We start from the raw sequence: 25254 nt of genomic DNA on the forward strand, positions 1-25254 counted from the left end.
GTCACGACGCACCGCCTGCGATGGCGCGGAGCTCGCGCGGCACGACGTCGGCGATGGCGGTCTGCCAGGCGTCGGCGAGCTGGTCCGCGGTGAGCCCGGCCGCGAGCAAGGAGGCGTAGAGGCCGTCGAGGATGCGGCGGATGACGGCGACGACGAGGTCGCCCTGCTGCTCGGCGAGGCGGACCTTGCGTTCCTCAACACCGGCCTTGAGCGCTGCGGAGCAGACGGCGACGAGGTGGGCGCGCTCGGCTTGGTAGAGCGAGTACCAGACGCTGGGCTTCGCTGACACCGTGGACGAGGTCTCGCGACCGTTCTTGTCGGAGTCCTTCTCGGACTCAGCGGTCGTGCCCCACACGAGGGCTTGCTCGTCGAGCTCCTGGACCTTCGTGCGGAGCCACTGGACGTGCCCCGCGGTCCACTGGACCTCCTGCAGCAGAGCGTCGGTGGGGGTGATGTCGAGCGAGAGGCCGAGGGTGACGACCTGGCGGGCGGCTTCGGCTTCCTGCTCACGTCGGGCCCGCGCTCGGGCGACTTGGGGTGCTGCGCCGCCGTGCGAGTTGCAGGTCTCGCCGGGCTTGCAGGGGCGTGCGCAGGGTTGGCCGGCGCGGGGGCCGTTCTTGGTGTGGCCGGTGCAGCCGGGGTGGTCCTGGCCGCATCGTTCGCAGGGTCTCGCTGGCACTGGCTCGCCTCCAGTAGTGGAGGTCTCAGGATACTGACAAGCGCAGCAAGGTGCAATCACCAACGCTGCCCTTTGGAACGAATGGGCTGTTCTCGAAGTTCATCCTGTGCGTGGGGGTATCGACCCCCTAGACTCCCGGCATGGCAGGGGATGAAGTGAGGCGTAAGGCAATCTCTGACGAACTCGACCGTCTCGAAGAGCGTGCGATGTGGAGCGCTCAGGGGCAGTTCGAGCGATCCAAGGTTTGGCGAGGAGTCAACCTGTGGATCGGTGCCCCCTCGGCGGTATGCGCTGCGATCGCCGGTGGCCTCACCCTCGCGACGGACTCACTCAACCTGATCGGCGGCATCCTGGCACTCGCAGCCGCAGCAGGTGGCGGTGTCCTGACCGCCGTCAATGCAGCCGCTCGTGCGGACCGCGCCTCGACAGCCGGAAACGCCTACCTCGAGATCCAGACTGCAGCACGGCAAGCGCGGCTGATCGACCTCCCGACGCTTGAGATTGAGGACGCGCGCCAGGTCCTGAGCGAGCTCACCGCGCGGATCGACGAGCAGAACAAGTCGGCCGAACCGACGAGCAAGGGCAACTACCTGCGCGCCAGCAGGAACATTGAGGCCGGCGGTCAGGATTATGACGTAGATAATAGGGCACGCACTGGAGGCGAGAGTGGCTGAGCGATCGGTAGCGCAGGCGTACAAGGTCTTCTTGGATTGGCAAATTCCCAGTTCGGCGGAGCGGGAGGCGTCGGCTCGACACCGTAGCTCCGTGGAGACTGCGCTTCGCGATAAGCTGTCAGTGCGGAACGTGTGGGAAACAGGTTCTTTCAGACATGGTACCGGAATACACAATCACAGCGATGTTGATGTCATTGTGAGCCTTGGTGCGACGAAGCCGCTTAGTTCGGATACTGCACTCAAGTGGGTCAAAGACGCGCTAGTGTACCGATTCCCGACCACTCCCATTCGTGTGAGCCGTCCTGCCGTTGTGGTCAACTTTGCTGGCGGCCTAGAGCGTTGGGAAGTTATACCAGGGTTCTACCGGGGCCAGGAGCAGAGTTGGAATGTCTTTGACATCCCCGCGCCGGGCGGAGGTTGGATGGAGACCGCACCCAGTGCGCATTTGAAGTATGTCACCCAGCAGAATGAAGACCCAAAAGGTGGAGCGAAGAGCCTTGCGCGACTCCTGAAGGTATGGAAGTACTCCAACAATGTTCCCGTCTCGTCGTTCTATCTTGAAATGAGGGCGGCTCGATATATGCGGGATGAGCCGTTCTTTGAAGCGTCTCAGGACTTCGCAACAATGATGGAACGACTAGCGGCCAGTGGGCTGGCGGCAATGAATGACCCCATGGGGATCTCTGGTCGTATCGGAGCGACCTCTACCGAGGCGTATCGATCGACCGCGCTCGCCACTCTTCGAGGGGATGCGATCCGAGCGCGGTCCGCGTTGGAGCTTGAGAAGATCGGCAAGGCCAGTGATGCATTCTACAAGCTGAATGAGATCTTCCCAGGCAGGTTTCCAAGTCGGTTTTATTAGCAGTACCCATTCCGGAGTTTTTCCAGAGGTAAGCGCTTTGGCTAGCCCTGGCGTCGCACTGGGGTAATCATTGATATTTTCACATGACGATTGGATGATCTGATGACCGCGCTACATCCTGTGCTTTCGGTTGATTCATATGATGATGGCAACGGGCTGTGGGCGCTAGCGTGCCCTCGATGTGGTGAATCCACTGGGCTCCACCTTGACACCGTTCTGGTCGGAGGTGCTGGCGGGGTGGTTGTGCAGGTAGAGAACCGTGGTGAGGATGCGGGTGCTATTCCGGATGTTCGTGTCACCAGTTCCCACGACGGCTCGGCCGCCGCAAAGCGTGCCGAGCGGCAGCTCTCGAACGCGCGTCGGCACTTCATCAAGATTCTCGGTTGGTGCGAGCACTGCGATCCCGAGCAACAGTTTGGCCTCATGTTCCAGCAGCACAAGGGGATGACGTTCTACGGTCTCACCGAGGAGCCGGGGCAGTAGTCGGGTCAGTCGCGCGCGCGTCGGGTCAGGTCGTCGGTGCTCATGCGTCCTTCCAGTCGGTCACGGCGCGGGAGACGACGGTCCCTACGCCGCCTGCAAGGTCCCGCGCGTCCTCTTCGTCCATGCGTCGGCCGTTGAGCGTCTCGATCGTGTGCCCACGCTGGCCCCGCACGCCCCATTCGGTGCGGGTGGGGAGCAGGCCAGCAGCAGCCAACACCTCCGACAGGTGCGCGGCGAACGTCCGCATGGGCATCCATCCGTGTTCGCGACACGCCCGGCACGTCACGCCCTCCATCCCGGTGCACTCGATGCGGTGCTGACCGAGCAGCTCGGCGACCTGGGCCACGTAGTCAGGGGCGATCATCGGGTTGCTCCTCTCGCGATCCGGGCGGCGACCTTGCCTCGCCAGGCGATGGTGTCCGCGCGCTTCTTCTGCCCGTTCGTCGGACCAGAGTTTCCCCCGAGCGTGTAGCAGTACTCGGCTGCCGCCTCGGCCTCGATGTCCTGGGCGATGCGCTCCCGAACCTCCGCCTCATGCGCGGCCAGGAACCGGTCGAAGTCGGCCAGCCGGCGGTCGCGTGACAGCCCGTACCCCGCGTAGTCACCCCTCACGGCGCTCACCTTCGGCGTGTACTCGTCAGCCACGGGTTGCTCCTCTCAGGCGGGCGGCCACAGCAGCGGCCATGCGGGCGTAGTCCTCGCGCACCCGGGGCGGAAGGTCGCCCCAGTCGACGCCCTCGAAGTTCGGCGAAGCTTCGTGCAGGTCGCGCGCGATCTCCGCCTCGTCCACCACGGGCGGGGCAGGGAGCACGGCCAGTGCTACCTCGGCGACGTGACGGCGCGCTGCGTGCCCGTAGTCCTCGTGCGGACCGTTGCCCCTCCACCCGCAGCCGACGCAGTGGAAGCCCTCGTGGGTCGTGGTCCAGTGCGTCTCCGCGATCTCCCGTGCCGCGTCCTCGCGTCGTGTGTCGGCCTTGTCGAGGCACACGCCACACGTCGCGCCATCACCGCTGTTCTCATCGTGCAGGTCCCGCGCCACGTCCTCGCGTCGGGTGTCGGACACCGGGGCGGGGTCGTGGCTCTCCTTGCGCGCCCCGCAGTACGTGCGGTCGGTCCCGTCCGCTCGGTACGTGCACTCGTCGTCGTCCGGGTGGCCCGCGACGCCGATGAACTCGTGGCCCGCCGGGTCGGGCACTGGGAGGGTGGCGGGAGTCTCGGGTGCCGGGGCGGGCATGCAGCGCTGGTGGGCCGTGTGGTCGTCGTGGCAGGTCGGGCAGATGCGCGCCTGAGCCTGCATCTCGGGTGCCGGGTGAGCGGCGAGCAGGGTGCGGATCTCGTCACAGACCGCGCGGACAGCGGGGACGTACATGTACGAGTCGAGATCGTCCGCGAGCTTGGTGAGGGCGGTGCGCAGGGTGTCGGTGGTCATCAGGACTCCTCGGTGGGATCGGAGGGCGCGTGCTCGGGGCACAGAGCTTGGTCTGCGCGCCGGTCGATGACCCACCCGTCGAGCGGGTTGCGGCCAGACACGATCACCGCGCCCGTCGCCTCAAGGTCGAGTTCCCAGGCGTCGCACCAGGACTCGTCGTCGCACGTCTGGATCGGGACGGTTCCGCTCGCCATCAGGACTCCTCGGGGGTGTACGGGTAGGGGTTGCTGATGAAGAGGGTGGAGTCGGTGCGGCGCGCGTTCTCGTGCCCCGCGTCCTCGCCCTGCGCCCACAGCGGTGCGGCCACCGCAGCGAGCACAGCGCGGGCCACGTCCAGCAGGTCGCGGTCCTCGGGCGGCAGGTCCCGCACGCTCACGTCGGGGTCGTACCCGCGCGCGACCAGGGCGGCTCGTGTGGCGGCTGCGACGATCTCGGGTGGGAGGGCAACGGTGGGGTCGGCCGGCGTGTGGGGCTTCGGTGAGGTCGGGGCGGTCACGGGGTCACTCCTAGGTCGAGGACGCCCTGGCTGAGGCGTTGGGCGGCGGCTTCGCAGTAGCGTTCGTCGATCTCGACGCCGATTGCCTTGCGGCCGGTGGCTGCTGCGGCGGCGAGGGTTGAGCCGGAGCCGGCGAACGGGTCGAGGACGGTGGCGCCTGGTGGGCACGAGTAGCGGATGAGGGGCTCGAGGATGCCGGTGGGCTTCTCGGTGGGGTGGATCGCGCGCCCGTGCATGGACCGCACGTACTGGACGGAGCGCATGAGCTTCGGGCCTCCGTCGACGCTGGTGTAGGCGGTGTCGTCGATGTTTCCGGTGTGGGTGGGTCGGGTCTTGCGGCGGATTGTGCGGGCGGTGGCGTCGTTGGTGAACTGGGGGTCCTTGTAGACGTTGGTCCAGGGGCCGCGGTACCAGTGCATGGCGATCTCGTGGACGCGCTTGAAGCGGTCGGCGCTGAATCCGGAGCCGTTGTGCTTCTCCCAGACGATCTCTTGGCCGTAGGTCCAGGCGTCGAACTCGGTCCGGTGGGTGAGGTGCATGCGCATGGACCCGAAGCACCAGAGCGACGCCGCGGCGGGGAGGCGTGCGGTGACATGCTCGACCCAGCCGTCGGGCCAGATGTCCCAGGTCAGGCTGGTATCGCCGTAGGGCGGGTCCGTAACGACGACGTCTGCGGTCAGGGCGAGTTCGCGGCAGTCTCCGTGCCAGAGGGTGACGTGCTCATCCTGGTAGTACGGGGTGGTCATGCTCCGGCCTCGACGGTCTCGTTCGCGGCGGTGGAGAGCTGGATGACGCCCTGTGCGGTCGCGATCCAGGGCGCGCGCCCGGCGGGGGAGAGGTCGTCCCAGGTGGTGTACCGGTTCTCGGTGTGGCGGGCGTAGATGTGGGCGGCGACCGCGTCGACGAGGGGGCCCGGGGTGGGGGCGATCGGGGCGCCGTCGGTGTCGAGAGTGAGGCCGAGGTGGGCGGCGATCGCGGGCACGGCGTTGGACAGGACGTAGAGGCGGTTGGCGTCGAGGTACGGGTCGGGACTGGTCACGGGTGCTCCTTGATCGGGAGTCTGGCGGCTTGCCGGACGAGGTTGGCGCCGCTGGTGTAGGCGGCTGGGATGGGCGCAGGGGCCGGGGTGGGGGTGTGGTCGTCGGCTGCGAGCTCGTCGGCCCTGCAGGCGCCGCACCGGCCCTTCGGGTAGGAGCGGTGTGCGTCGCCGGGGACGTCGCACCGGTCGAACCGGGTGTCGCCAGTCCCGACGTCGCGTCCCCGGGCCCAGTGCTCGCCGGCGAGCGCGATGACGGCCGGGGTGCGGTTCGTCGGGGTCTCGGCGGCGTAGAGGGCGGCGTGCGCGAGGCGGAAGACGTCGCCGCGGTCCCTGGCGTCGGACAGTGCCTTGAGGACGCCTGGGGTGTCCCAGTCGCCCCGGAGCGCCGCGACGAGCGCAGCGAGTGCGTGGGCCTGTTCCCGGTTGATCCTCGTCATCATGAGCTCGCTTCCGGCGCGCTCTGGTGAGGTTCAGGGAGAGGTGATGATGAGGAGTTAGGAGTTAGGAGTAAGGAGTTAGGAGTTGCCGAAGGGGTAGACGAAGGGGTGTCGGAAGGGTTCCCCGAACCCTTCCCCGAAGGGGTTCCGGAAGGGGTTCGGGAAGGGATCAACGACGGGTTGTGAGGCAGTGCCGCGAACCCCTCGACGAAGGGCATCGACCGCTTCCCGAGAACCCTTCGCGCCGCCTCGTGCGCCCACCCCTTGAGGTCGGGCTGGGCCTCCTGCAGCAGGTGCAGCTGGTCCACGATCACCGCGCGCAGGACCCGGGACGCGACCGCGGCGTGGGCCTTCGCGAACGCGACCGCCATGTTCGGCGACTTCATCAGCCCGTCGTGCTTCACCCATGACCGGATCAGGACCTCCTCGGTGTCGCGGTCGACGAGGATGAACTGCTCCACCTCGAGCTCGACGGCGAACGCCTCGACCCGGGCCGCGGACAGGCCACGAGCAGCGCCCGAGATCCGCGCCGGCCGCCAGTCCCCGACACCGGCGAACGACAGGGCAGGGGAGGACAGGAGGTGCATGTACAGCCACTGGCCGTCGTGCGTCAGGTCGCGCCAGTCGTCGTCCTCCCAGATGTCAAGGCGGATGCGGGCGTGGTCACGCGCCACGGTGTGGCTCCTCTCCAGGTGGTGGTGGGGTGTGGGTGGCGAGGTCTGCGATGCCGTTCACGAGGCCACCACTTGTGCTGCTCGGCGCTCGGCGCGTGCGGCGACAATGAGCGGGTGCCGCTCCTCGGGCGTGGTGTTGCCGAAGACGCCGTAGGCCTCGCCCTTGGCGACGGCCTTCTCCAAGCAGATGAGAGAGACGGTGCACCGGCCGCACACGGCCTTCGCGGCGGAGATGCGGCTCCGCTTCGCGTCCCCGGACTCGCCCTCGGGGTGGAAGAACAGTTCGGAGTCCTCGTCGCGGCATGCGGAGTCGAGGCGCCAGTCCTCGGGCTCGCGCTGCGAGGTCGGGGTGGCGAGTGGTGGGACGAACATCGCTCGGCGGACGCTCATGGTCGGGTCTCCTCGGTGTGGCAGCCGCATGCGCAGGCGGCGGGGTCGGTGGTGGTGCACGTGCGGTGCTGGCCGGTGGCGCAGTCGAGGGAGTAGGGCATGGGCTCCATCACGACGGGGCTCCCTCTCCGGTGAGGGCGTGCACGACGGTCGCGACGAGGTCGCGTGCGGCGGGCGGGGTGACGGCGTTGCCGGAGAGCTTGACCTGCTCGCGGCGGTTGCCGGCCATGACGTAGTCGGCGGGGAACGCCATGGCCTGCTTGATCTCGGAGGGCTCGAGCATCCGGAAGCGCACGTCCTCGATGTCGACCGTGCCGCCCGTGAGGAGCGACTGGTGGCCCGCGGTGGTGATGGTGCGGATCGGCTCCCTGGCAGGCGTGGTCATCTCGGCGCCGCCGCCGTTGTTGCGGTGGATCAGCGCGTGCTTCTCGATCGTCGTCACGGTGGGCAGCGCGCGGTCGGCGGGGGATACCTGCCCTCGTCCGTAGTACGGCATGACGAGCCCGTGGTGGTTCCCGGACGCCGTGACGGTGGCGAGCGGGTCGGCCGCTGGTCGCGCGGTTGAGCCGCCGCCGCGGAGCTCGGCGAGGAACGGCGGGAACGCGAGCCCGGACTCGTTGCGCGTCGTCTGGGTACGCAGCGCGTCGCCCACGGTCATGGGCTGCTTCCCGTCGCGGCCCTCGACCGGGACCATGACGGGCATGTACGCGATCGCCTTGGACTCGCGGGTGTGCATCGTGCGTAGTGGCTCGGACGCGGGCCAGGCCCGGTAGTACGAGCTCGGGTCGCCGAACCCGACGTGCTTGGGGTCGGCGGCGTCGTACTGGTTGCCGCCGTGCTCGACGTGGATCGGGGACCAGTAACGTTCGATGCCGACCTGGATGCGTCGCATCGTCTTCTCGGCGAGCGGCTTGGCGCGGTCGCCGATCCGGGTGCCGGGGTTCGACCAGTCGATGATCGAGGACGCCGGGAGCCACGCGGGCTCGACGACGTCGTTCCTGCACGCCACGTTCGGGCACCGGTACAGGTACTGCGACCGGTACCGGCCGGGGCGGGCCTGCCCGTCGCCCTTCTTCCACCACTGCATCGCGTCGACGACCTGGTCGCAGCGCGCGCAGTACGCCTTGGGGCGCAGCATGTGCTCGAAGTCTGGGGTGCGGTCGCCGGTGCGCCAGAACGCGATGTAGACGCGGTCACGCGACTGCGGGGCCGGGAGCCCGTAAGCCTGGGCGTGCATGCTGTTCATCGAGATGATGCGGTGCCGGTACCCGAGGGCGTGCATCGCGCCGAGCCAGGACTGGAACAGCCCGCCGCGCACGCCCCAGGGGGAGGACCAGTCGACGACCTCGACGACGTTCTCGACCAGGACCGCCTTGTAGTGGTGGGCCTCGGCGAACCGCACGACGTCCCACATCGTCGCCCTGCTGCGCTCGGCCGCAGCCTCGGGCAGGACGTCGCCGAACAGGTCGGGCTGCTGGCCCGCGAGCTTGCGGCCCTTCGCACGGGAGTGGTTCGTGCACTCCGGTGACGCCCACAACAGGTCCGTCGTCGCGATGTACCGCGGGTCGGTGTTCGAGATGTCGGCCTGCAGGTGATCGGTATCCGGGTGGTTCGCGTTGTGCGTCTCGATCGCGATGTCCCAGTGGTTCGCCGCGAGACGCACCTCGACACCAGGGATCTGGACCATGCCCGTGGACGACCCCCCGGCGCCGCAGAACAGGTCGGTCGCGGTCAGGTTGTGGCTCATGCGTTCTCCTTGGCTGCGGCGGCGAGCTGGGCGTAGACCGCGGAGCGGGAGACGTCGAGGTGCTCGGCGATGTCCCCGGGCTTCATGCCCTCGTTCTTGAGGCGGACGATCGTGTCCCGCTGCTCCTTCACGTAGGCCGACGGGGGCCGGGGGACCGGAGCAGTGAGCACGGCCGGCGGCTGCCGGAGCGCGATGAGGCGCTGGAGTCGGCCGGGCTCGATGGGCCAGACGGGCATGCTCGGACGCTCGGTGTCCACGCTTGGACTGGCGAACGCGAGGCCCGCGACAGTGTGCGCGGTGACGGCCGTGATGACCGGCCACGCGGCAGCGAGGGTCGCGCCCGCGGTGCCCTGCCAGCCCTTCGGCCCTGCGTCCCAGGCGTGCAGCGCGTTGACCGTGGACGAGGCGAGCGTCCAGGCCCACACGAGGAGCCACACGCGCCACGTTGCAGCGCCGCGGTGCAGCTTCACGAACGCAGCGATGATGAACCCGAGGAGCGCGACCTCGAACGCGACCGGGATGAGCCAGGCCAGATGCGGCGGGGTCGCGGACCACGGGGCGACGGCGGACAGGCCCGCGAACGACAGCGTGAACGACGCGGACGCGCTCGCGCTCAGGACGAGCAAGAGCAGGAGCAGGACAGGCAGGGTGTCCGGGTTGATCTGTGCCGGACGGCGGGGCTCGGTCACGTGGGCTCTCCGTTCATCCACGCCTCGTCCGCGGCCGCGGCACCGGGGTCGAGCTCGCCGGTGGCCGTGTCGACCGGCCCCTGCTCGGTCTGCTCGATCTGACGCGCGGGCTCGGCGGGGATCTGCCGCATGGGCTCGTCGATGCTGGCCTCGGTGAGGTCGGTGCGGACCTTCTCGTCCGCCTCGAGGGCACGCGCGAGGTTCGTCGACTTCGGCAGGAGCTTCACGAGCTGGCGCAGGACGGTCTTGCGCTCCATCCACCGCATGGGGTCGGCGATGTTGCCGGAAGGGCCGGCCTTCCCGCCGCGCAGGGCCTTGACCTCGTCGGGCGACAGGACGACGAACGCCTTGCCGCCCGTGGTGAGCGCGGCCACGGCGTAGTACGCGATGACCGGGCCGCGGTCGCCGATCGCGGGCTTGTGCCGGAGGAAGGGCTCGAGGCCGTACTCGTAGTCGAAGGCGTCGCGCTCGTAGACGGCCTGGGCGTCGAGGTGCTGGGCCATGGGGGACTGCCAGAACAGCTTGGCGTACCCCTGGTAGCCGATGATGAGCTGGCACTCGGTCTTGCCCGCGAGAGGGCCGCGCTTGTGCCGGTACGGCACGAGGTATGCCTCGCCGCCTGCGCCGGGCTCGAGGCCGAGCTGGGAGCACGTCAGGAGCGAGCCCATGAAGGACTCGGGGGTGCTGGCGTTGAGCCCCGGGTTCTGCCGCAGCGTGGTCAAGGCGATCCGGGCCATGCGGTCGGCGTCCATGTGCTTCGGCAGGGCGCGCTCCATCTCGGGACGCAGCTGCTGGATCAGGGACCCGATCGACTTGGGGCCCTGCTCGGCCTGGGGGCTGGTCTGGACTGCCGCGGCCTGCTGTGCGCGGGCGGCGAGGTCGTTGCCCATCACTTCTCCTTCGGGGTGTGGACGCGGAGCACGCTGGCTCGGTATGCGTCGTACTTCTCGGGGTGCTCCTGACGGAGCCGGGCGACGTCCAGCACGGGGGCCGTCGCCATGTACTGGGCGGCGAGGTCGGGGTGGTCCGCGGCGAACTTCTTCGGCGCGAACGTCCCGTTCCGCACGAGGGAGAGGCGCTTCTGTCCGGCCAGCTGGACGACCTGCGCGGGCCCGACCTTCTGACGCAGCGCGGCCTCGATGTCGGCCTTGCGCGCCTCGGCCTCCTTGACGTCGGCCTTCGCCTGCTCGAGGTCGCGGATCAGCGGCTCGTACTCGGCGGGGTCGCCGTCAGCGGCGTCGGTCAGGTCGGTGCGCCACTTGTCCTTGAGGGAGACGAGGTCGAGCCCGGTGGCGGGCGGTGCGACGTCGGTCAGGACGTGCTCGTGCCAGAACTTCCCGGTGACGTCGATCAGGACGGCGATCAGGTCGTCGTCACGCTCGACACGACGGATCAGGGGCTCGTCCTGCCCGATCTGCGCCACGACCCACCAGTGGGGGAGACCGGTGACAGCCATGCCCCACTGCGCCTGCAGCTCGGCGGCGTCCGACACCTGCTCGTCGGTCCACTCCTCGCCCATGCGCCACGAGTGAGACTTCGCCTCGAAGCCCCCGCCGTCGCCGGTGAGACCGTCAGGGTTGACCCGCATCCACGAGTGCTCGCGGTGCATCCACGTCCCGGTCGTGTCAACGGGGATGCCGGTGACGTGCGTGAACCAGTCGCGCAGCTTCTGTTCGTCGGCGTGCCCACGGAACAGCGGCCACGTCATCGGCAGGGGGCGGGCGCGCCCGGTCTTGTCCTCCCAGACGCCGTAGGGCGTGGATCCCTGCCAGCGCGACATGCCGAAGATCGCGACGACGTCGGACCCGCCGATGCCCTCGAGCCGTGCGGCGTGCCACTCGGGGGAGTCCTGGACGAAGGTGCCCAGCAGGACGCCGGTGATGTGCTCGGTGATCGTGCTCATGAGGTGCTCCAGGGGGCGGTGAGCGAGGCGACGGCGTCGCGGAGGGCCTGCCAGTCCGCGAGGAAGCGGGTCTCGTCGGCCACGGACCACTGGCGGAGGTCCTCGCCGGGTCCGAACTCCCAGCCGGCGAGGTCGATCGCGGCGAGGATGATCCGCTCGTTGCTGCCGATCGGCTGCTGGCGGCGCGCGGTCTCCGCGTCGTGCGCCTCGGCGGCGAGAGACAGGTGCGTGTCGTGGCTCATTCGGTCACGTCCTTCACGAGTCGGTACCCGGTCGAGGTCGGGCGGAAGCGGTCGAGGCGGATTGAGGTCCGGCGGAGCAGTGACGTCTCGACGAGCGCGTGCGTCTGCCCGACGCTCAGGACGGTCACGCGTCGCCCGGCGGACCGCTTGTCGTTGTCGGCCCAAATCTGGCCGGGACGAACGGTGTGGACGGTCATGCGATCACCTCCGTGATCTGGGTCTGGCGGATGAGGTGGGACTCGGGCCCGAGGGCCTGGAGCTGGTCGCGCTCGGCGCGCTCACGGGTGGTGCGCCAGGCCGTGGAGTCGGCCTCGGCGTGCGCGCCGTCGTCGCACCAGCACGCGGCGTACAGGACGTCGCCCTCTGGTGCGGCTGCGGCGCGCTCGATCTGGTCGGCGACGCCGGGCGGGAGCGACGCGAGCAGAGGGCGGACACGGTCCTGCACCGCAGGCGTGCGCCGCCCGGCCGGGTCGTAGCCCCACTGCTGCTGGTCGCTGCTTGTGACGACACCGCCAGCAGTCCTCGGGACCGGGACGAGCCCCAGCGCGAGCTGCCCGAACGACGGGTGGCCCTTCGCCTCGGCCGAGTCGTCCCACGCGGCTTCCACCTGCGGCCCGTTCATCGGGAGACCTCGCCGTCTTCGATGACGATGCCGACGCCGGAGCCGTCGGTGACGCGCTCGATCCAGACCTGGTAGTCCTGAGCGGTCGCCATCTCCGCGACGAGCGCGAGGTTGTCGGCGTCGAGGAGCGACCCGTCGAGGATGCGGATGACGCGCAGCTTGGGGTTGAGCGCCATCGCCATGGCGAGGCTGACGCGGATCTGCTCGGCGGCCGACGCCTGGGAGAACGGCACGCCCTGGTAGGTCACGCCGTCCATGTCGAAGCCGAGGCCCTCGATCGGGAAGGTCGCAGCGGCGAGGCCGTCGGCCTTCTCCTGGTCGAGCGCGGCGATCGCGTCGGTCTTGGCCTCGTACTCCTTGCGGACGCGGGAGTGCTCGTCCATGACCTGGCGCCGCTCCCGCTTGGCGCGGACCGCGGCGTTGACCTCGTCGACCGAGGCGAGACGCTGCTCGATCTCTACCGCATCGACTTCGGCGGGGATGTCCTTGACCGCGATCCACGCAGCCTGCATGTGAGTCCTGGCAGCCTCGAGTCGCGCCCTGGCCTCTTCGAACTGCAGCTGCTCCTGCTCCCACGCGGACTGTGCACTCTCCGCCGCGGCGATGATCTGCTCCCGCTCTCGGTTCGCGTCTTGTGCGGCGCGGAGCTCGGCGAGGACGGATGCGGACGAGACCTCCTCGTCCGGTGCGTCCACCGGGGGCAGACCGTCGAGGCGCCCCTTGAGCGAGACCCCGGCGCGGCCGATCTCGGTGCGCTCGTCGAACAGGCGCGCGCGGCGCCGGTCGAGGTCGGCGGGGTCGAACGGCAGCTCGACGAGGGACAGGAGCGCGTCGCGCTGAGCCTTAGCCGGCAGTTGGGTGAACGCGAGCGGGTCGAACGACAGGCGCCCGACGAGGTCGTCGAGCATCTTCTGGGGCGAGGAGAACTTCGCGCCGTCTGCGGACTCAACCTTGAGCGTCGTCCCGGACTCGGTCCACGTCCGCGTCACGACAAGGTCTCCGAGATCGAGGCGGACGCTGGCCTTCGTCTCACCGTCGCGGATCGGGCGGACAGTGCCCTTCGCCGCAGGGCCTCCTCCGAGGGCAAGCCAGATCGCGTCGAGGACCGAGGTCTTCCCGGCGCCGTTCTTCCCGGTGATGACCTGGACGTGCCCGTCCGGGGTGATGTCGACCGCGCGCAGGCGCTTCACGTTCTCGGCGGTCAGGCTGATGATCCTCATGCCGCACCGCCAGTCAGGTTGCCGTGCACGAGCCCGCCGTCGGGCGTGACCATGACCTCGGTCGCCAGCGAAGACGTGATGCCCTTCTGCCGGGCGTCGGCGTCCGCCAGCAGCGACCCGAGCAGCCCCGTGTCCGGCACGGCAGTCACGTCCGCCACGCACTCGCGCACCGAGACGAAGCCCTCGAGCACCGCGGCAGCCTCACGTGGGCCGTGCTGCTCGAGCGCGCCGAGCGCCATCACGATCGCCTCGTCCTCGGTCGCCGCCGTCGCGCCCGCACCGAAGTGCAGCTCCGACACCCGGCGAGGCAGGCCGTCCGCGTGGTCGAGCGCCGAGTACTCCGGCGCCGGGTCCTGGTCGACGATCGCCGCGAGGGCCTGGACAGGGAGCGGGGCCGGACGCCGCCGCTTGAGAAATCCGAACATCTGCGTTCTCCTAGGGGTGTGTTGTGAGTTGCCCCGCCCTGGCTTGGACGTTGAGGTGGGGCTTCTTGCTGTGCGGAGTCAGGCGTCGTCGAGGCTCTCGAGCCAGTCGTCGAGGTCCTTCTCGCGGACGATGTACTGCCGCGGCGAGCCGTCGGCGTTGCGGCTGGTGACCTTCGCCTTGAGCGGCGGCGGCCAGGCCGTCGGGTCCGTAGCGCGGATCGCCGCGCGGATCTGCTTCTGCGAGAACGGTGTGATCGTCGCGACGTCAGCGATCGAGAACGCCTTCTGCTCGGTGATCGTGCTCACGAGCCCACCGCCATCAGGTGCGACGTCGCGAGGGCCCCGTGCTCGTCGATGTGCCGGATGATCCGCTCCCATGCGTACTGCTGGCCCGTGGGTGTGAGGAGTCCGGTGCCGTAGTTGTGCCCGGAGTCCGAGGTGCCGCGGCGCGTGCGAGCAAGCCCTCGACGCTCGGCGTCCGTGGTCGCCTGCCCCTTGTCGGACCGGTTCCCGCGGACGAACAGCCCGAGCTTGCGGGACAGGAAGTCCACGACCTCGGCGTGCAGCACCCGGACGCCGTGCTCGTTCTGCGCCCACAGGATCACGTCGCGTGCGAACGTCTGCTTCGTGACGTCCCCTGTGCCAGCGGCGAAGGTCGTGGCCTGCTGGACGAGCGGCCGATCCTGCTCGATCCGTGCGTGAGCGGCCTCCAGCTGGCGGGCCGTGCTGAGGAACTGCTCCGCCATCGCCACGACACCGGCCGGCGTCGAGAGGTCGAGGGAAGGGGGCCCGTAGGTGCCCGTCTTGCGGATCGCGGGCAGCACCTCGGAGGTGATCCAGCGGCGGAAGCGGACAGCGTCCGGCTTGTCGGACCGGATCACGACCTCGTACATGCCGGCCTCTGAGACGACGGTGACGCCGCGCATTTGGCCGCCGGACCTGATGTCCGCCGAGCGGACACCAGCCTCGTCGAGCCGGGCGGCAACGTTCCCGACGTTCGCCAGCCCGAGCACTGCGCAGAGGTCGGTGAGCACGAACCACGGCTCGCCGTCGATGGTGACGACTCGGACGGCCTGGCCGTCGAAGTCGAACGGGGTGAGGGCGGTGGTCATGCCGCCACCGCCTGACGCTTGGACCCTGATGCGTTTGTCACTCGGGGCATGCGAGATCCCTCGGTGCGGATGAAGAGCTCGCGTTCGGTTCGCTTGAGCCACTTCGCGAGGTCCTTCGCGAGCGACTCCGAGCAGCCCGTCATGGCGCCAGTCTCGAGGGCGGAGATCGTGGCCTGGGTGCACCGGCAGAGCGCGGCGAGGTCGTACTGGGTGTACCCGGCTGCGAGCCGGGCTTCGCGGATGGTCTCTCGATCCTTGATCCGCATGAGCACCTCCCTGTGGTATCGGGACTTTGGTCGTCCTCGTGCGTACATCCTGCCTCCGTTCTTCGTCGTTGACAAGTGAAGCGTGGCTCACGCACCAACCACTTGTCAAGTGGTGCATGCATCACCGCAGGTCAGCCCGTACTGTTGGGGTGTTACTTGTGCGGATTTGCTCGAATCGCGTTCGTATCAGTGAGAACACACCCGAGAGGATCACCCCATGACCAACGACGAACCGCAGACGCTGCGGGAAGTGGCTCAACTGGCCTCCGACCGCAACGGCGGAGCACGAGGCAGGGAGCTCGGCCGCATCGCCGAGGCCGCCGGCCTCACGCTGTCGTACACGACGGTCGACAGGATCCTCTCCGGGAAGTACTTCTCACGCCCCGCGGGCAAGACGCTCGAGGCGCTGGCGACACTCTCAGGCGTGCCTCTCGAGCGCGTCCATGAGGTTGCCGGCGTCCCGCTCCCTCTCGCCCCGCTCGCTGAGCAACTCCCACCCGACGCGGACTCCCTGTCGCCCGAACAGCGGAGCGTCGTCCTCGGCGCCATCCGCCAGTTCGCAGAGCTCAACCGAGCGCTCGAGAGCGCGCGACAAGTAACGGAGGTGGTGGGAAATGCTGAGCACCCCGCCCCCATGAACGACGCCCCGAAGATGTCGGCCACGGTCGCTGTTGGCGCGGATGAACTCGCGCACCGGCGCGCGTCTCGCGAGACAGACGTACCAGATCCCGCTACGTTCATCGCAGCGCATGAGGACGATGACCTGCTGGAGCACCTCGAAGCGCATGAAGAGGAGCCCTAGGAGGATCCGCGTGGAAGACCTGGAGAAGGTGGCGCACGAGCTCGGCCTGCGCATCAAGTACGTCAACCTTGGCCGACGGCACGGAGAGGTCCACTCGAGCGGCCTCGTGTTCATCAACGATCACCGGCCGGTCAAGGCGATGCGCATCACGCTTGCCCACGAGATCGGGCACTACGCCCACGGGCACGAGCGCGCCGGTGACCGGTGCAGGCTCGAGTGGCAGGAGCGCCAGGCACAGACCTACGCCGCGCGCCTGCTGATCTCACCCGAGGAGTACGCGCGAGCCGAGGCCACCTACGGCGAGCACGTCGGCAGCCTCGCGAAGGAGCTCAACGTCACCCCGCTGCACATCGAGCTCTGGCGCCTCGACTACATGCGCGCCCCGCGGCGCCACCTCCGGGCTGTCTGAGCCCACGGCTGTTGGGCTGTCAGTGCCCAGCGGAAGGATCGACTCCATGAAGCGTCTCGCTGTCCCGTTCGCTGCGCTGTGCATCGGCCTCGCCGTTGCTGGCTGCCAGGGCCCGGAGGGGCCCACCCCGTTGGCGCCGTCTCTCAGCCCCACCGCGGAGAAGGAGGTCGAGACTCCTGCCACGATCGAGGCCTATGGCGCCGTGGGGCTGGGTTCGAAGCGGTTCATCCCGGACATGCCCGCCGCCGGGCAGTGCACCGCGCACTCCTCCTACAGCGACATCGAGGAGGGCGTCCAGGTGTCCATCTCCGACTCGACTGGCAAGGTCGTCGGCGTGGGCAACCTCGAACCTGGCACCATGCTGACCTCTGACTGTGCGTGGAAGTTCCGCGTCGACGTCCCCGCAGGGGGTGGCTTCTACAAGGCCACCGTGCTCGACTGGGAGTCGGAGCTTGTCGCTGAGTCGGACCTCGCGACCGAGGCCCTCATCGTCGCCCCTGCTGGCTAGGCGTTCAGCCCAAGCCGGCCTGCTACGCCGTCGAGCGCCTGGTGGGTCATCTCCCGTGATGCGTGCAGGTACGCCTGCGAGGACACGATGGAGCTGTGTCCCATGATCGCGGTGATTACCGTGTTCGACACCCCGGCCTCCATCAGCAGGGTTGCGGTCGAGTGGCGGGCCTCGTGGAGGGCGTAGCGGCGACCGACGAGTGGGCCCCCGCGCTCGTCGAGCCTGAGTCCGGAAGTGTGCGGAGCCTCGTCGACCCGCGCGACTTGCGCGACGTCCTGCAAGGCGTACCAGGCGAGGGAGTCGTCCTTGTCGTCGCGCGGTGAACCGTCGGGCGCAGGCCACACGAGGCGATGAGGTGAAGCGGGCGCGGCCTCGCGCCACGCACGGAGTGCGGCTTCCATCCACGGAACCATCGGGATCACGCGCGTGCCGGACTTCGACTTCGGCGGGACGAGGTGCCAGCGCCCCATCAGGTGGCGGTGTGGGGTGCCCGGCTTGATCCGGAACCCCGACGATCGGTCGCGGGGGATGCGGTAGGGGACCGCGTCGAGCTGCCACGCCACGTCGATCGTCTTCCGCTCGAAGTCCACGCAGTCCCAGGTCAGCCCTAGGCACTCACCCTGCCGCATCCCCTGCAGGAAGGCCGCGACCCAGCGGGAGCCCTCGGGGCCGAGGTTGCCCGCGGCGCGAATGATCGCGTGCGCGTCGATCAGTGGCACGGCGTCGCGGTCGGTGACGTTCTTCTCGGGGTTCGGCATCTGCAGGATGCGCTGCGGCACACGGTAGCCCTCCACGATCGCGTCACGGAGCATCTTCTTGAGCACGACCTGAGCGCGGAGGGCGCTCGACTGTGCGCGGCCCGCAGACAGGATCGCGGCCGTGACCGCGCGCATGTGCGCCGGCGTCAACTGCTCAAGCCGGACGTGGCCGATGGTCGGGACGACCCAGCGACGCACCTGGGAGACGTCGTTGCTCATCGTGCTCGATCGCACCTCGTGCTGTCGCCGCTCCGTCCAGGTCTTGGCCCAGGTGGCGATGGTGACCCTGGCGGACGCGCCCTCGACGGGTAGCCCCTCTGCGGCGATCTGACGCTGCTTCTCCCGCAGCTTGCCTTGCACCTCGGACTTCGTCTTCCCGGTGACGGTGATGCGTCGACGGGTGCCCCTGGCTGTGTACCCCGCCTCGATTGTGGCGACCCATCTGCCGTCTGACTCTCGCTTGTGTACCGAGCCCGTGCCCGGAGGGCGTCGGGCGCTAGCCACGGCGGGTTCCCTGGTTCTGCATGTGAGTCTCCACTCTTTAGCCATGACAACAGCCACGCCTAGGGTATCCCTGGGTTATCCGTGGGCTGTATATATGCAGGTCAGACGCTGTTTCGCTGCTCCCTACTCTACCGCAGAGTCTCATTCGCAATGAGAAGGTCGGGGGTTCGAATCCCCCTAGCTCCACCAGGCCGAAGGCCCGGAACCTCCAAGGTTCCGGGCCTTCGTCGTTCCATCGCTCGGTGCGTTCAGGGGGCCAGGTGGGGCTCGACGGCCGTTGAGGCGCTCCGGAGCCACAGGCCGCGCCGTCCGTCCGGCAGGCCGGCGTGCAGCTTCGCGGCCGGGCATGCGTACAGCGAGGGGATCACGTACCGCTTCGCCTGGGACGATCAGGCACGGCGCAGGTGTCGAGCCCGCCGCATCGCACGGTCGGCGGCGTGGAAGCACGGGCGGCGGAAGGGGGCTGACCTAGGTGTTCCACACGTCGACGACGACGAGTAGCGTTCCCCAGAAGATGAGCCCGCCCCCTAGGGCCGCCCCGGCCCCTTGGGCGCCGGTGCTCTGCTCGGTCGCGCGTCGGCGAACGCCTGTCACGACCCGGGCGAGCAGCAGGATCCCGAGTATCGCAATGACCAGTCCGACGAGGACTACCACCTCGATGGGTCGGGTTGTCGTTCCGGTTGTGCATGCAACGAAGATGCGGACATGCCCTCGCCCCCTGAGGTCAAGCGTCATCGTGCGCGTTCTTTGTGTCTACGCCTAGGGGGCAGTGCCGTTAGGAGCGCTTCCACCTTGATCGGGCCGGCGATGCCCCCGCTACCGAGCTACCGTCTGACCACCGCCCCCGCCCAGACCCACGCGGTGTCCGGGCGCTCGAACCGGTCGATGTAGCTGATGTGGACGGCGCGTCGGGTCCAGGCAATCGCGTCTGCGTCGATCTCGAACTCGTCGCCCTCCATCGTCACGATCCACGCTCGGACCGGCATCGGCGTCTCCGGCGTTGTGACGTCGCGCCCGTACTGCTTCGGGCTCAGAGTCCGCGCCCGTTTGGGGAAGGAGGTGTGGCCGGTCGGTCTGCGTGATCAGGTGGGCGTCGGCGTCGGGTGCGGTGGGTGTGATCGTGACGCGGTACATGAGGGCCAGAGCGCGAACCGTACCGGGGGCCGGCCCAGTGTGACCAGGTCCGAACCCGCAGGCGCCGGTGACAGCACCTGCGGGTTCAGCGTCACCTCAGGACGACGCGTTGGCAGCCAGTTGTTTGCCGAACTCGCTCGTGAGCTTGAGCACGCGGGCCTCGTCGACGGGGCGGCGCAGCCAGAGTTCGAGGTGGTACTCCTCGACGGGCTCGTCCTCTTCGTCCATTGCGGCCTGGGGCGTGATGTCCCTGCCCCTGGCGTAGCAGCGCAGCATGTGCTGCGCTTCGGGGTCCAGAGCGAGGTTCGGCGAATCGCCGTCCTCGCCGGACACCATGAAGCCCCTGATTGCCAGGACCCCACCAACGGGTGTGATGCTCACTTGAGCGACGTCTTCCCACTCGTCGAGATCCGCAGTCGGGAGCCCTCCCGTCGACCACGAGACCCGAACCGGGCCCATGTAGATGCCGCTGTGGATCCACGCGCCCCCTCGCGGGTCAGCGAAGACGAGCCCGTTGGACCAGTTCACTCCCGCAGGACCTCCCGGATCCTCCGGGTTCTCAATCGTGAACGCGCTGTAGTCGGCCAACTGGACCATCGTTCCGGTGCTCATCGACGCTCCTAGGGGGTAATCAGGACACTGAACTTGTCCCCAGCAATGACCCGCTGGGCGTGGTAGATCCGGGTCAACATTCTCCCTGCCTCCTGGTTGTCGGTCTCGTCGACCATGCATCGGCTGAACCCTGTCGCGCCTGAACCGGGAATGATGGTGAGGTCGCAACCGTCGAAGACCCTTGCCGTGCCGCCGGCGGCGCCACCCTGGACCGACGAGGCGAACGGGTACTCATCGCACTGCTTTCCCGGAGGCCGGGTGAGTCCAGACGGGCAGGCGATATCGCGGTTCGCCTTGACCAGGCGTGGGTCGATCCGTGTCAGGGTGCTGGGCAGGCCGGACTCCTGCGCCAGGCCGATGTGCCGTGCTACCTGGTCGATGAGCGGGTTCGACTTGGAGTACACGAGGGTGACTCGTCCTTCGGGGAAGACGCAGCCCCTGCCCATGCGGTTGATCGCGTTGTTGTCGCAGCGCGGGGTGAGGGCCTTGGACGAGAACGTCTCCGAGGAGTGGCCCGCCTTGGCCTAGGTGAACGACCAGTTGCTGAAGATGTTCGACTTCGTGCCGCGGGCCAGTACCGGTTCGAGCTTGCCGATCGCGTAGATGGTCTGCGTTCCGACGGTCCGCGAAGGGAGCGAACCCCTCTTGCCGTCGCAGTAGGTCGTGCACACGAAATCGCCGCTGAGCGTCAAACCCGACGTGGCAATTCCCGTCCGATTGGTAACCTTGAGTGAGGTCTGGTTGAAGACCTGGCTATTGCGCGGATCGGTGTAGACGTAGACCAGCTCGTTGACCATGAAGGTGCCTAGCACGGTGACCCCGCTGCTGGTGGTCTCCGAGAAGACCATGGTGCCCGTGCTGTAGAAGCACGAGTTGAGACGTGTGATGCGCGGCTTGTCGGTGGCCCGCAGGCACGCCGCGGGCGGCCTGACCACACGCAGCGGCGGCGCTGCTGCGCGTGCGCTCGCACCAGGTGCCGAGCCCGGGTCGGCTGCGCCGGCCTCGAAGTTCAGAGCCTTCGCTTCCTCGGTAGGCATCGCCGGCGCTTCGTCGATCATGGACTGGAGAACCTCCTCGGACGGCGGGGGCCCGGGCTCCATGCAGGCGAACGTGGTGCGCCCGTCAGCAGTGAGACCCTCCGTGCAGTGCAGGGGTTCTCCCCCCGTGCTCGTCCGGGGCCACCGCGCCTTCTCCTCGGCCGGGACATCCGGGTAGGCCCCGCCGGGAGGCTCGGTCACGGTGCCGTCAACCCACTCCTCCGTGGTGACACAGCCCTCGTAGCCGACGGCCTCGGGGGTGCCAGCGATGACGCACGGGAGCAGCAGGGACTCGTCGACGGGTGGGTCGACGGGCGGCTCAGGGGCGGGGGTCGGATCCACCGCGGTGGCCGTGCTGCTGGCGGGGGTCTCGGCGGCCGTGGCGATGGCAGCGGGGACCATGCGAGCTCCGTTCGTTGCGGCTGCGACGAAGCCCTATTGCGACGCCGCACCGGCAAGAAAACTATGGCCGTGCCGTCCGCGGACGATGAAGATTCCGTGTCGAGGGCATGTGGACCGACCGCCGCCGGTCGCTCGGCGGACGCTCCCGGGAGACCCCGACCGCGTCCTGACGGTTCCGGGCCCTGGCGTCGTCGGGTGCGGGCGCCCGGGTAGCGTCACCCCTCATGGACACCTCCGCGCCCGTCTTCGTCGCCGGTCCCGCCTCGTGGAACGAGCTCGTCTACCTCGACGCCCTGCCCCAGCCGCGCTCGCAGACCCTGTTCGCCGAGCGTCACCGCACGACGGTCGGCGGCACGTCGGCGGGCAAGGCCCTGAACCTGCGCGCCCTGGGCCGTGAGGTCGTGCTGCGCACGGTCCTGGGGTCCGACGACGTCGCTCCCCGTGTCGAGGACGTCCTGCGGCGCGCAGGGGTCACGCTCCTCGTGGAGCCGTCGTCGGACGGCCGGACCGAGCGGCACCTCAACCTCATGGGCGGTGCGGGGGAGCGGTTGTCGATCTATCTCCAGGCGCCGGGCGACGTGCCTCCTGGGCGGACGTGGGACGCCGCCGTCGGGGCGTTGACCGCTGCCCCGGCCGTCGTGATCGACCTTGCGGGGCCCGCTCTGCCGCTGCTGCGCGAGGCGCGCCGGCTGGGCAAGGACGTGTGGTGCGACGTGCACGACTACGACGGTGAGGCCGAGTTCCACCGCGAGTTCGTCGAGTCGGCGTCGTACCTGTTCCTCAGCTCGGACCGGCTGCCGGAGTACCGGGCGTTCATGGAGGACCGTGTCGCGGCCGGTGCCCGGCTCGTGGTGTGCACGCACGGCGCACGCGGGGCGAGCGCCCTCACGGCGGACGGTGAGTGGATCGAGGTGGCTGCCGTTCCCGTCGAGCAGGTCGTGGACACCAACGGCGCGGGCGACGCGTTCTTCGCGGGCTACCTGGACGCCCACCTGCGTGGGGTGGGGGTCGACGAGGCGCTGGGCGAGGGCGCGCGGCGCGGCGCGCTGTGCGTGCAGAGCCCGGACCTGGCACCGCTCGGCTGAGGCTCGGCAGCCGGCCGTGCGCGCCGGGTGGAGGCCACGGTGCGCCCCATGGTGAGCGGTTCGTTCAGGCGCCGGACACGCACTCGATCGGACGTCCGTTCACGTCGTGGATCCCCGGGCCGAGCTCGGCGCACTCGCCCATGAGCCACACCAGGGTCGCGGCCCAGATCACGATCGCCACGATCACGAGGAACGAGACCACGATCGCGGCGACCGCCCACCAGTTGTTCAGGCGAGCCCGGCGTGACTTCACGAGCCCGACGATCCCCAGGACCAGGCCGACCAGCGACAGGGGGATCGACAGCACGAGGCCGACGATCCCGAGGGTCTTGCCGGGGTTGTGGACGACGGGCTCGGGGTGGGTCACGGTGCTTCCTCGTTGTCTTCGGTGCGGGTTCGACGGCGTCTGGTCGGTCGACTGCGGACGTGGCTCCGGGTGCGCCTCGGGCCGGGCCGCGTCCAGTATCCCGGATGCCCCGGCCCGGCTCCTGACGCGACCGCCAGCGGTGGCTGCACGGTCCGTGAACGGCCGTGGGCCCCGACCGGAGAACGGTCGGAGCCCACGGATGACGGTGCGAGGACAGGCGTCAGGGGCAGACGACGTTCTCGCCCTGCCACACGACGGTCTCGCCCGAGGGGACGTTCTGGCAGGCCTCGAGCAGGTCGTTGACGAGCGCGCCACCCGCGACGAGGAAGATGATCCCGCCGACGATCGAGGCGACGAGCAGGACGGCGCCCACGATGATGCCGGCGAGCGCGATGCCGTTCTTGTAGCCGGCCTTCTTCGACTTGCTCAGCGCGACGATGCTGAGGATCAGGCCGATCAGCGACGTGCAGGTGAGGATCGACAGGACGAGGCCGACGATGCCCAGCGTCTTGCCCGGGTCGGTCGCGGCGGGAGCCGCGGCGCCGTACCCCTGGGGGGCGGGTGCCTGGGGTGCGCCGTACTGAGGTGCCTGCGGCGCGCCGGCGGCAGGTGCGCCGTACTGGGGAGCCTGGGGGGCCTGGCCTGCGGCCGGGTCCTGGGGCGCGCCGTTCGGGTCGGGCTTTCCGTAGGGGTTCTGCTCGGGGTTGGACATGTCACTCCTTGTGGGACGGGCGGGGATCGGGGCCAAGTATGGCGTGCCTGGTGACCAGGGACAACGGTCGCCCGCATCGTGTCGGGAGCGACGCCGTCGAGCGCTGCGGGTTGTGAAGGTCTCGTGGCGTCGGCGATCTGCTCGTGGACAAACCTACGCTTGCGTAGGTTGTGCGGGTACTGTCGGTCACGTTCGCGACGAAACCACCGTTGGATGTGCTGCCCTCGGGCGCCGCGTCTACGACCACGAGAGGCCCACCCTTGACGCTCGACGCCACCGCTCCTGGTCGCACGCAGTCCCCGCGTGAACGCCAGGTCAGCGAGTTCACCGCCCTCACCCGCACCGTCCAGGAGCTCGGCCTCATGCGCCGTCGCTACGGGTACTACTGGACCAAGTTCGCCGTCCTGCTCACGCTGCTCGCCGCGACCGGGGTCGCGTTCGTCCTCATCGGCGAGTCCTGGTGGCAGATGGGCATCGCCGCGCTGCTCGCGGTGCTCCTCACGCAGACGGCGTTCCTCGGCCACGACGCCGCGCACCGTCAGATCTTCCGGTCCGGAGGATGGAACGACTGGGCGAGCCTCGTCGTGGCCAACCTCCTGGGTGGGCTGTCCTACGGCTGGTGGCAGCACAAGCACTCGCGTCACCACGCGAAGCCCAACACGCGTGGCGGCGACCCGGACATGATCAACGGCGTGCTCGTCTGGGAGACCGAGACCCTCACCGAGACCAAGACCGGGCTGCGCGCGTGGTTCGCGGCTCGTCAGGGCTACCTGTTCTTCCCCCTGCTGCTGCTCGAAGGTCTCAACCTGCACGTCTCGGGCATCAAGACGATCTTCGGCCGCGGGCCGGTCAAGCGCCGCACCGTGGAGATCGTGTTCGTGCTCGTCCGGCTCGGCGGCTACCTCGCAGCGGTCTTCCTGGTCCTGCCCGTGGGGATGGCCTTCGCGTTCCTCGGCGTCCAGCTCGGCCTGTTCGGCGTCCTCATGGGGGCGTCGTTCGCCCCGAACCACAAGGGCATGCCGACCGTCGCGCCCGACGTCAAGATCGACTTCCTGCGCCGTCAGGTGCTCATGTCCCGCAACATCACGGGCGGTCGTTGGGTCGACGTCGCGATGGGAGGGCTGAACTTCCAGATCGAGCACCACCTCTTCCCGAGCATGCCGCGCCCGTCCTTGCGCAAGGTGCGCCCCATCGTCAAGGAGTTCTGCGCCGAGCGGGGCATCCTCTACACCGAGACGACCCTCGTGGAGTCGTACCGGATCGTCATCCGGTATCTCAACCGGGTGGGTCTCGCGGCCCGCGACCCGTTCCAGTGCCCTCTGACGGCTCAGTACCGTTCAGTACGCTGAGTCTGCCGGGGCGCTTGTCCCGACGAGCCAGGAGCTCGTCGGACGGCGAGATCCCGTGGGGCGTACCGACGCTTCGGCACGGCAGACGCAGTAGGGGATGATAGAGACGTGAATTCACGGAAGGTCCGATTTGCCCTTGTTGCCTCCTCGCTCACTCTGACGACCTCTCTGCTGGCCGGCTGCGGT

General features: G+C 68.9%; 39 protein-coding genes. 8 read left to right on the plus strand and 31 right to left on the minus strand.

All coding sequences use genetic code 11. The features are described from left to right. Position 1: 1 nt before the first annotated feature. The gene (locus tag JOD49_RS15465) at positions 2 to 679 is read right to left on the minus strand and encodes a hypothetical protein (RefSeq protein ID WP_205307954.1); all 678 of its coding nucleotides are present in this window, start codon (positions 677 to 679) and stop codon (positions 2 to 4) included. A gap of 140 nt (positions 680 to 819) precedes the next feature. Here JOD49_RS15465 and JOD49_RS15470 point away from each other — a divergent pair, with 140 nt between their 5' ends. The 3 genes from JOD49_RS15470 (at position 820) to JOD49_RS15480 (ending at position 2698) form a co-directional block, all read left to right on the plus strand. Continuing rightward, positions 820 to 1353 carry an SLATT domain-containing protein gene (locus JOD49_RS15470; protein ID WP_205307955.1) on the plus strand — a complete coding sequence of 178 codons (534 nt, stop codon included), beginning with the start codon at positions 820 to 822 and terminating at the stop codon, positions 1351 to 1353. After that, positions 1346 to 2215: a nucleotidyltransferase domain-containing protein gene (locus JOD49_RS15475; protein ID WP_205307956.1), complete on the plus strand. Its 870-nt coding sequence runs from the start codon at positions 1346 to 1348 to the stop codon at positions 2213 to 2215. Before JOD49_RS15470 ends, JOD49_RS15475 begins: the two co-directional genes overlap by 8 nt. A 237-nt stretch (positions 2216 to 2452) precedes the next feature. Further along, the gene (locus JOD49_RS15480; protein ID WP_205307957.1) at positions 2453 to 2698 is read left to right on the plus strand and encodes a hypothetical protein; all 246 of its coding nucleotides are present in this window, start codon (positions 2453 to 2455) and stop codon (positions 2696 to 2698) included. A 40-nt stretch (positions 2699 to 2738) separates the two neighbouring features. On the opposite strand, the gene JOD49_RS15485 is transcribed toward JOD49_RS15480, so the two are convergent. The 22 genes from JOD49_RS15485 to JOD49_RS15590 all read right to left on the minus strand — a co-directional run bounded on the left by JOD49_RS15485 (position 2739) and on the right by JOD49_RS15590 (position 15389). After that, positions 2739 to 3062: a hypothetical protein gene (locus JOD49_RS15485; protein WP_205307958.1), complete on the minus strand. Its 324-nt coding sequence runs from the start codon at positions 3060 to 3062 to the stop codon at positions 2739 to 2741. Next, positions 3059 to 3343 carry a hypothetical protein gene (locus JOD49_RS15490; RefSeq protein WP_205307959.1) on the minus strand — a complete coding sequence of 95 codons (285 nt, stop codon included), beginning with the start codon at positions 3341 to 3343 and terminating at the stop codon, positions 3059 to 3061. Before JOD49_RS15490 ends, JOD49_RS15485 begins: the two co-directional genes overlap by 4 nt. Further along, on the minus strand, positions 3336 to 4127 hold the full coding sequence (locus JOD49_RS15495) for a hypothetical protein (protein ID WP_205307960.1): 792 nt from the start codon (positions 4125 to 4127) through the stop codon (positions 3336 to 3338). Before JOD49_RS15495 ends, JOD49_RS15490 begins: the two co-directional genes overlap by 8 nt. Continuing rightward, the gene (locus tag JOD49_RS15500; protein WP_205307961.1) at positions 4127 to 4321 is read right to left on the minus strand and encodes a hypothetical protein; all 195 of its coding nucleotides are present in this window, start codon (positions 4319 to 4321) and stop codon (positions 4127 to 4129) included. Before JOD49_RS15500 ends, JOD49_RS15495 begins: the two co-directional genes overlap by 1 nt. Continuing rightward, on the minus strand, positions 4321 to 4623 hold the full coding sequence (locus tag JOD49_RS15505; RefSeq protein WP_205307962.1) for a hypothetical protein: 303 nt from the start codon (positions 4621 to 4623) through the stop codon (positions 4321 to 4323). The genes JOD49_RS15500 and JOD49_RS15505 overlap by 1 nt, the downstream gene beginning before the upstream one ends. Then, positions 4620 to 5369, minus strand: coding sequence for a DNA-methyltransferase (locus tag JOD49_RS15510; protein ID WP_205307963.1), 750 nt, complete (start codon positions 5367 to 5369; stop codon positions 4620 to 4622). The genes JOD49_RS15505 and JOD49_RS15510 overlap by 4 nt, the downstream gene beginning before the upstream one ends. Further along, positions 5366 to 5662 (minus strand): hypothetical protein, encoded by a 297-nt coding sequence (locus JOD49_RS15515; RefSeq protein WP_205307964.1) that lies wholly within the window; start codon positions 5660 to 5662, stop codon positions 5366 to 5368. Before JOD49_RS15515 ends, JOD49_RS15510 begins: the two co-directional genes overlap by 4 nt. Further along, positions 5659 to 6102: a hypothetical protein gene (locus JOD49_RS15520; RefSeq protein WP_205307965.1), complete on the minus strand. Its 444-nt coding sequence runs from the start codon at positions 6100 to 6102 to the stop codon at positions 5659 to 5661. Before JOD49_RS15520 ends, JOD49_RS15515 begins: the two co-directional genes overlap by 4 nt. Beyond that, a complete protein-coding gene (locus JOD49_RS15525; RefSeq protein WP_205307966.1) occupies positions 6099 to 6773 on the minus strand; it encodes a hypothetical protein in 675 nt (224 codons plus the stop codon). The genes JOD49_RS15520 and JOD49_RS15525 overlap by 4 nt, the downstream gene beginning before the upstream one ends. 57 nt (positions 6774 to 6830) lie before the next feature. Next, on the minus strand, positions 6831 to 7163 hold the full coding sequence (locus JOD49_RS15530) for a WhiB family transcriptional regulator (RefSeq protein ID WP_275588979.1): 333 nt from the start codon (positions 7161 to 7163) through the stop codon (positions 6831 to 6833). Between the two features lie 109 nt (positions 7164 to 7272). Further along, on the minus strand, positions 7273 to 8910 hold the full coding sequence (locus JOD49_RS15535) for a DNA cytosine methyltransferase (RefSeq protein ID WP_205307967.1): 1638 nt from the start codon (positions 8908 to 8910) through the stop codon (positions 7273 to 7275). After that, positions 8907 to 9599 (minus strand): DUF2637 domain-containing protein, encoded by a 693-nt coding sequence (locus JOD49_RS15540; protein ID WP_205307968.1) that lies wholly within the window; start codon positions 9597 to 9599, stop codon positions 8907 to 8909. Before JOD49_RS15540 ends, JOD49_RS15535 begins: the two co-directional genes overlap by 4 nt. Beyond that, positions 9596 to 10489: a recombinase RecT gene (locus tag JOD49_RS15545; RefSeq protein ID WP_205307969.1), complete on the minus strand. Its 894-nt coding sequence runs from the start codon at positions 10487 to 10489 to the stop codon at positions 9596 to 9598. The genes JOD49_RS15540 and JOD49_RS15545 overlap by 4 nt, the downstream gene beginning before the upstream one ends. Then, positions 10489 to 11502 (minus strand): YqaJ viral recombinase family nuclease, encoded by a 1014-nt coding sequence (locus JOD49_RS15550; RefSeq protein ID WP_205307970.1) that lies wholly within the window; start codon positions 11500 to 11502, stop codon positions 10489 to 10491. The genes JOD49_RS15545 and JOD49_RS15550 overlap by 1 nt, the downstream gene beginning before the upstream one ends. After that, a complete protein-coding gene (locus tag JOD49_RS15555) occupies positions 11499 to 11744 on the minus strand; it encodes a hypothetical protein (protein WP_205307971.1) in 246 nt (81 codons plus the stop codon). The genes JOD49_RS15550 and JOD49_RS15555 overlap by 4 nt, the downstream gene beginning before the upstream one ends. Continuing rightward, positions 11741 to 11941: a hypothetical protein gene (locus tag JOD49_RS15560; protein WP_205307972.1), complete on the minus strand. Its 201-nt coding sequence runs from the start codon at positions 11939 to 11941 to the stop codon at positions 11741 to 11743. Before JOD49_RS15560 ends, JOD49_RS15555 begins: the two co-directional genes overlap by 4 nt. Next, positions 11938 to 12366, minus strand: coding sequence for a hypothetical protein (locus JOD49_RS15565; RefSeq protein ID WP_205307973.1), 429 nt, complete (start codon positions 12364 to 12366; stop codon positions 11938 to 11940). Before JOD49_RS15565 ends, JOD49_RS15560 begins: the two co-directional genes overlap by 4 nt. Beyond that, positions 12363 to 13586 carry an AAA family ATPase gene (locus JOD49_RS15570; protein WP_205307974.1) on the minus strand — a complete coding sequence of 408 codons (1224 nt, stop codon included), beginning with the start codon at positions 13584 to 13586 and terminating at the stop codon, positions 12363 to 12365. The genes JOD49_RS15565 and JOD49_RS15570 overlap by 4 nt, the downstream gene beginning before the upstream one ends. Then, entirely contained in the window at positions 13583 to 14011 is a 429-nt protein-coding gene (locus JOD49_RS15575; protein WP_205307975.1) for a hypothetical protein, read from the minus strand. The genes JOD49_RS15570 and JOD49_RS15575 overlap by 4 nt, the downstream gene beginning before the upstream one ends. A gap of 78 nt (positions 14012 to 14089) precedes the next feature. Continuing rightward, positions 14090 to 14317 carry a hypothetical protein gene (locus JOD49_RS15580; RefSeq protein WP_205307976.1) on the minus strand — a complete coding sequence of 76 codons (228 nt, stop codon included), beginning with the start codon at positions 14315 to 14317 and terminating at the stop codon, positions 14090 to 14092. Then, positions 14314 to 15123 (minus strand): BRO-N domain-containing protein, encoded by an 810-nt coding sequence (locus tag JOD49_RS15585; RefSeq protein WP_205307977.1) that lies wholly within the window; start codon positions 15121 to 15123, stop codon positions 14314 to 14316. The genes JOD49_RS15580 and JOD49_RS15585 overlap by 4 nt, the downstream gene beginning before the upstream one ends. Beyond that, complete coding sequence (locus tag JOD49_RS15590; protein ID WP_205307978.1) at positions 15120 to 15389, minus strand: helix-turn-helix transcriptional regulator; 270 nt, start codon at positions 15387 to 15389, stop codon at positions 15120 to 15122. The genes JOD49_RS15585 and JOD49_RS15590 overlap by 4 nt, the downstream gene beginning before the upstream one ends. 217 nt (positions 15390 to 15606) lie before the next feature. On the opposite strand from JOD49_RS15590, the gene JOD49_RS15595 reads away from it, so the two are divergent. Genes JOD49_RS15595 through JOD49_RS15605 form a run of 3 tightly spaced genes read left to right on the plus strand, consistent with a single transcriptional unit; the run spans position 15607 to position 17108 of the window. After that, the gene (locus JOD49_RS15595; RefSeq protein WP_205307979.1) at positions 15607 to 16191 is read left to right on the plus strand and encodes a hypothetical protein; all 585 of its coding nucleotides are present in this window, start codon (positions 15607 to 15609) and stop codon (positions 16189 to 16191) included. Positions 16192 to 16201: 10 nt separating this feature from the next. Then, entirely contained in the window at positions 16202 to 16600 is a 399-nt protein-coding gene (locus tag JOD49_RS15600; protein ID WP_205307980.1) for an ImmA/IrrE family metallo-endopeptidase, read from the plus strand. A 46-nt stretch (positions 16601 to 16646) separates the two neighbouring features. After that, positions 16647 to 17108: a hypothetical protein gene (locus JOD49_RS15605; RefSeq protein ID WP_205307981.1), complete on the plus strand. Its 462-nt coding sequence runs from the start codon at positions 16647 to 16649 to the stop codon at positions 17106 to 17108. Here the strand turns inward: JOD49_RS15605 and JOD49_RS15610 are convergent. The 6 genes from JOD49_RS15610 to JOD49_RS15635 all read right to left on the minus strand — a co-directional run bounded on the left by JOD49_RS15610 (position 17105) and on the right by JOD49_RS15635 (position 21555). After that, on the minus strand, positions 17105 to 18226 hold the full coding sequence (locus JOD49_RS15610) for a tyrosine-type recombinase/integrase (RefSeq protein ID WP_205307982.1): 1122 nt from the start codon (positions 18224 to 18226) through the stop codon (positions 17105 to 17107). The two genes, JOD49_RS15605 and JOD49_RS15610, sit on opposite strands and share 4 nt — an antisense overlap. 612 nt (positions 18227 to 18838) lie before the next feature. After that, on the minus strand, positions 18839 to 19105 hold the full coding sequence (locus JOD49_RS15615; protein ID WP_205307983.1) for a hypothetical protein: 267 nt from the start codon (positions 19103 to 19105) through the stop codon (positions 18839 to 18841). Positions 19106 to 19194: 89 nt separating this feature from the next. Further along, a complete protein-coding gene (locus JOD49_RS15620; protein WP_239525232.1) occupies positions 19195 to 19356 on the minus strand; it encodes a hypothetical protein in 162 nt (53 codons plus the stop codon). Positions 19357 to 19600: 244 nt separating this feature from the next. Further along, positions 19601 to 20116 (minus strand): hypothetical protein, encoded by a 516-nt coding sequence (locus JOD49_RS15625; protein ID WP_205307984.1) that lies wholly within the window; start codon positions 20114 to 20116, stop codon positions 19601 to 19603. Positions 20117 to 20124: 8 nt separating this feature from the next. Beyond that, entirely contained in the window at positions 20125 to 20520 is a 396-nt protein-coding gene (locus tag JOD49_RS15630) for a NucA/NucB deoxyribonuclease domain-containing protein (RefSeq protein WP_205307985.1), read from the minus strand. Positions 20521 to 20640: 120 nt separating this feature from the next. Beyond that, positions 20641 to 21555, minus strand: a complete 915-nt coding sequence (locus JOD49_RS15635; protein WP_205307986.1) for a hypothetical protein — start codon at positions 21553 to 21555, stop codon at positions 20641 to 20643. 224 nt (positions 21556 to 21779) lie between these two features. On the opposite strand from JOD49_RS15635, the gene JOD49_RS15640 reads away from it, so the two are divergent. Then, the gene (locus JOD49_RS15640) at positions 21780 to 22640 is read left to right on the plus strand and encodes a carbohydrate kinase family protein (protein WP_205307987.1); all 861 of its coding nucleotides are present in this window, start codon (positions 21780 to 21782) and stop codon (positions 22638 to 22640) included. A gap of 64 nt (positions 22641 to 22704) precedes the next feature. On the opposite strand, the gene JOD49_RS15645 is transcribed toward JOD49_RS15640, so the two are convergent. Together JOD49_RS15645 and JOD49_RS15650 are read right to left on the minus strand one after the other, a co-directional pair. After that, a complete protein-coding gene (locus JOD49_RS15645) occupies positions 22705 to 23007 on the minus strand; it encodes a hypothetical protein (RefSeq protein WP_205307988.1) in 303 nt (100 codons plus the stop codon). A gap of 220 nt (positions 23008 to 23227) precedes the next feature. Then, a complete protein-coding gene (locus JOD49_RS15650; protein WP_205307989.1) occupies positions 23228 to 23719 on the minus strand; it encodes a DUF4190 domain-containing protein in 492 nt (163 codons plus the stop codon). Positions 23720 to 23979: 260 nt separating this feature from the next. On the opposite strand from JOD49_RS15650, the gene JOD49_RS15655 reads away from it, so the two are divergent. Further along, entirely contained in the window at positions 23980 to 25068 is a 1089-nt protein-coding gene (locus JOD49_RS15655) for a fatty acid desaturase family protein (protein ID WP_239525233.1), read from the plus strand. Positions 25069 to 25254: the final 186 nt, after the last annotated feature.

This window comes from Oerskovia jenensis (genome assembly GCF_016907235.1).
Taxonomy (GTDB): domain Bacteria; phylum Actinomycetota; class Actinomycetes; order Actinomycetales; family Cellulomonadaceae; genus Oerskovia; species Oerskovia jenensis.

Bases quoted from the DNA above. Each gene is read 5' to 3' on its own strand.
- JOD49_RS15470 (WP_205307955.1), top strand. From the start codon at position 820: ATGGCAGGGGATGAAGTGAGGCGTAAGGCAATCTCTGACGAACTCGAC.
- JOD49_RS15485 (WP_205307958.1), bottom strand. From the start codon at position 3,062: ATGATCGCCCCTGACTACGTGGCCCAGGTCGCCGAGCTGCTCGGTCAG.
- JOD49_RS15495 (WP_205307960.1), bottom strand. From the start codon at position 4,127: ATGACCACCGACACCCTGCGCACCGCCCTCACCAAGCTCGCGGACGAT.
- JOD49_RS15500 (WP_205307961.1), bottom strand. From the start codon at position 4,321: ATGGCGAGCGGAACCGTCCCGATCCAGACGTGCGACGACGAGTCCTGG.
- JOD49_RS15510 (WP_205307963.1), bottom strand. From the start codon at position 5,369: ATGACCACCCCGTACTACCAGGATGAGCACGTCACCCTCTGGCACGGA.
- JOD49_RS15520 (WP_205307965.1), bottom strand. From the start codon at position 6,102: ATGATGACGAGGATCAACCGGGAACAGGCCCACGCACTCGCTGCGCTC.
- JOD49_RS15530 (WP_275588979.1), bottom strand. From the start codon at position 7,163: ATGAGCGTCCGCCGAGCGATGTTCGTCCCACCACTCGCCACCCCGACC.
- JOD49_RS15535 (WP_205307967.1), bottom strand. From the start codon at position 8,910: ATGAGCCACAACCTGACCGCGACCGACCTGTTCTGCGGCGCCGGGGGG.
- JOD49_RS15545 (WP_205307969.1), bottom strand. From the start codon at position 10,489: ATGGGCAACGACCTCGCCGCCCGCGCACAGCAGGCCGCGGCAGTCCAG.
- JOD49_RS15550 (WP_205307970.1), bottom strand. From the start codon at position 11,502: ATGAGCACGATCACCGAGCACATCACCGGCGTCCTGCTGGGCACCTTC.
- JOD49_RS15555 (WP_205307971.1), bottom strand. From the start codon at position 11,744: ATGAGCCACGACACGCACCTGTCTCTCGCCGCCGAGGCGCACGACGCG.
- JOD49_RS15560 (WP_205307972.1), bottom strand. From the start codon at position 11,941: ATGACCGTCCACACCGTTCGTCCCGGCCAGATTTGGGCCGACAACGAC.
- JOD49_RS15565 (WP_205307973.1), bottom strand. From the start codon at position 12,366: ATGAACGGGCCGCAGGTGGAAGCCGCGTGGGACGACTCGGCCGAGGCG.
- JOD49_RS15570 (WP_205307974.1), bottom strand. From the start codon at position 13,586: ATGAGGATCATCAGCCTGACCGCCGAGAACGTGAAGCGCCTGCGCGCG.
- JOD49_RS15575 (WP_205307975.1), bottom strand. From the start codon at position 14,011: ATGTTCGGATTTCTCAAGCGGCGGCGTCCGGCCCCGCTCCCTGTCCAG.
- JOD49_RS15585 (WP_205307977.1), bottom strand. From the start codon at position 15,123: ATGACCACCGCCCTCACCCCGTTCGACTTCGACGGCCAGGCCGTCCGA.
- JOD49_RS15590 (WP_205307978.1), bottom strand. From the start codon at position 15,389: ATGCGGATCAAGGATCGAGAGACCATCCGCGAAGCCCGGCTCGCAGCC.
- JOD49_RS15595 (WP_205307979.1), top strand. From the start codon at position 15,607: ATGACCAACGACGAACCGCAGACGCTGCGGGAAGTGGCTCAACTGGCC.
- JOD49_RS15605 (WP_205307981.1), top strand. From the start codon at position 16,647: ATGAAGCGTCTCGCTGTCCCGTTCGCTGCGCTGTGCATCGGCCTCGCC.
- JOD49_RS15615 (WP_205307983.1), bottom strand. From the start codon at position 19,105: ATGACGCTTGACCTCAGGGGGCGAGGGCATGTCCGCATCTTCGTTGCA.
- JOD49_RS15620 (WP_239525232.1), bottom strand. From the start codon at position 19,356: ATGCCGGTCCGAGCGTGGATCGTGACGATGGAGGGCGACGAGTTCGAG.
- JOD49_RS15625 (WP_205307984.1), bottom strand. From the start codon at position 20,116: ATGAGCACCGGAACGATGGTCCAGTTGGCCGACTACAGCGCGTTCACG.
- JOD49_RS15635 (WP_205307986.1), bottom strand. From the start codon at position 21,555: ATGGTCCCCGCTGCCATCGCCACGGCCGCCGAGACCCCCGCCAGCAGC.
- JOD49_RS15640 (WP_205307987.1), top strand. From the start codon at position 21,780: ATGGACACCTCCGCGCCCGTCTTCGTCGCCGGTCCCGCCTCGTGGAAC.
- JOD49_RS15650 (WP_205307989.1), bottom strand. From the start codon at position 23,719: ATGTCCAACCCCGAGCAGAACCCCTACGGAAAGCCCGACCCGAACGGC.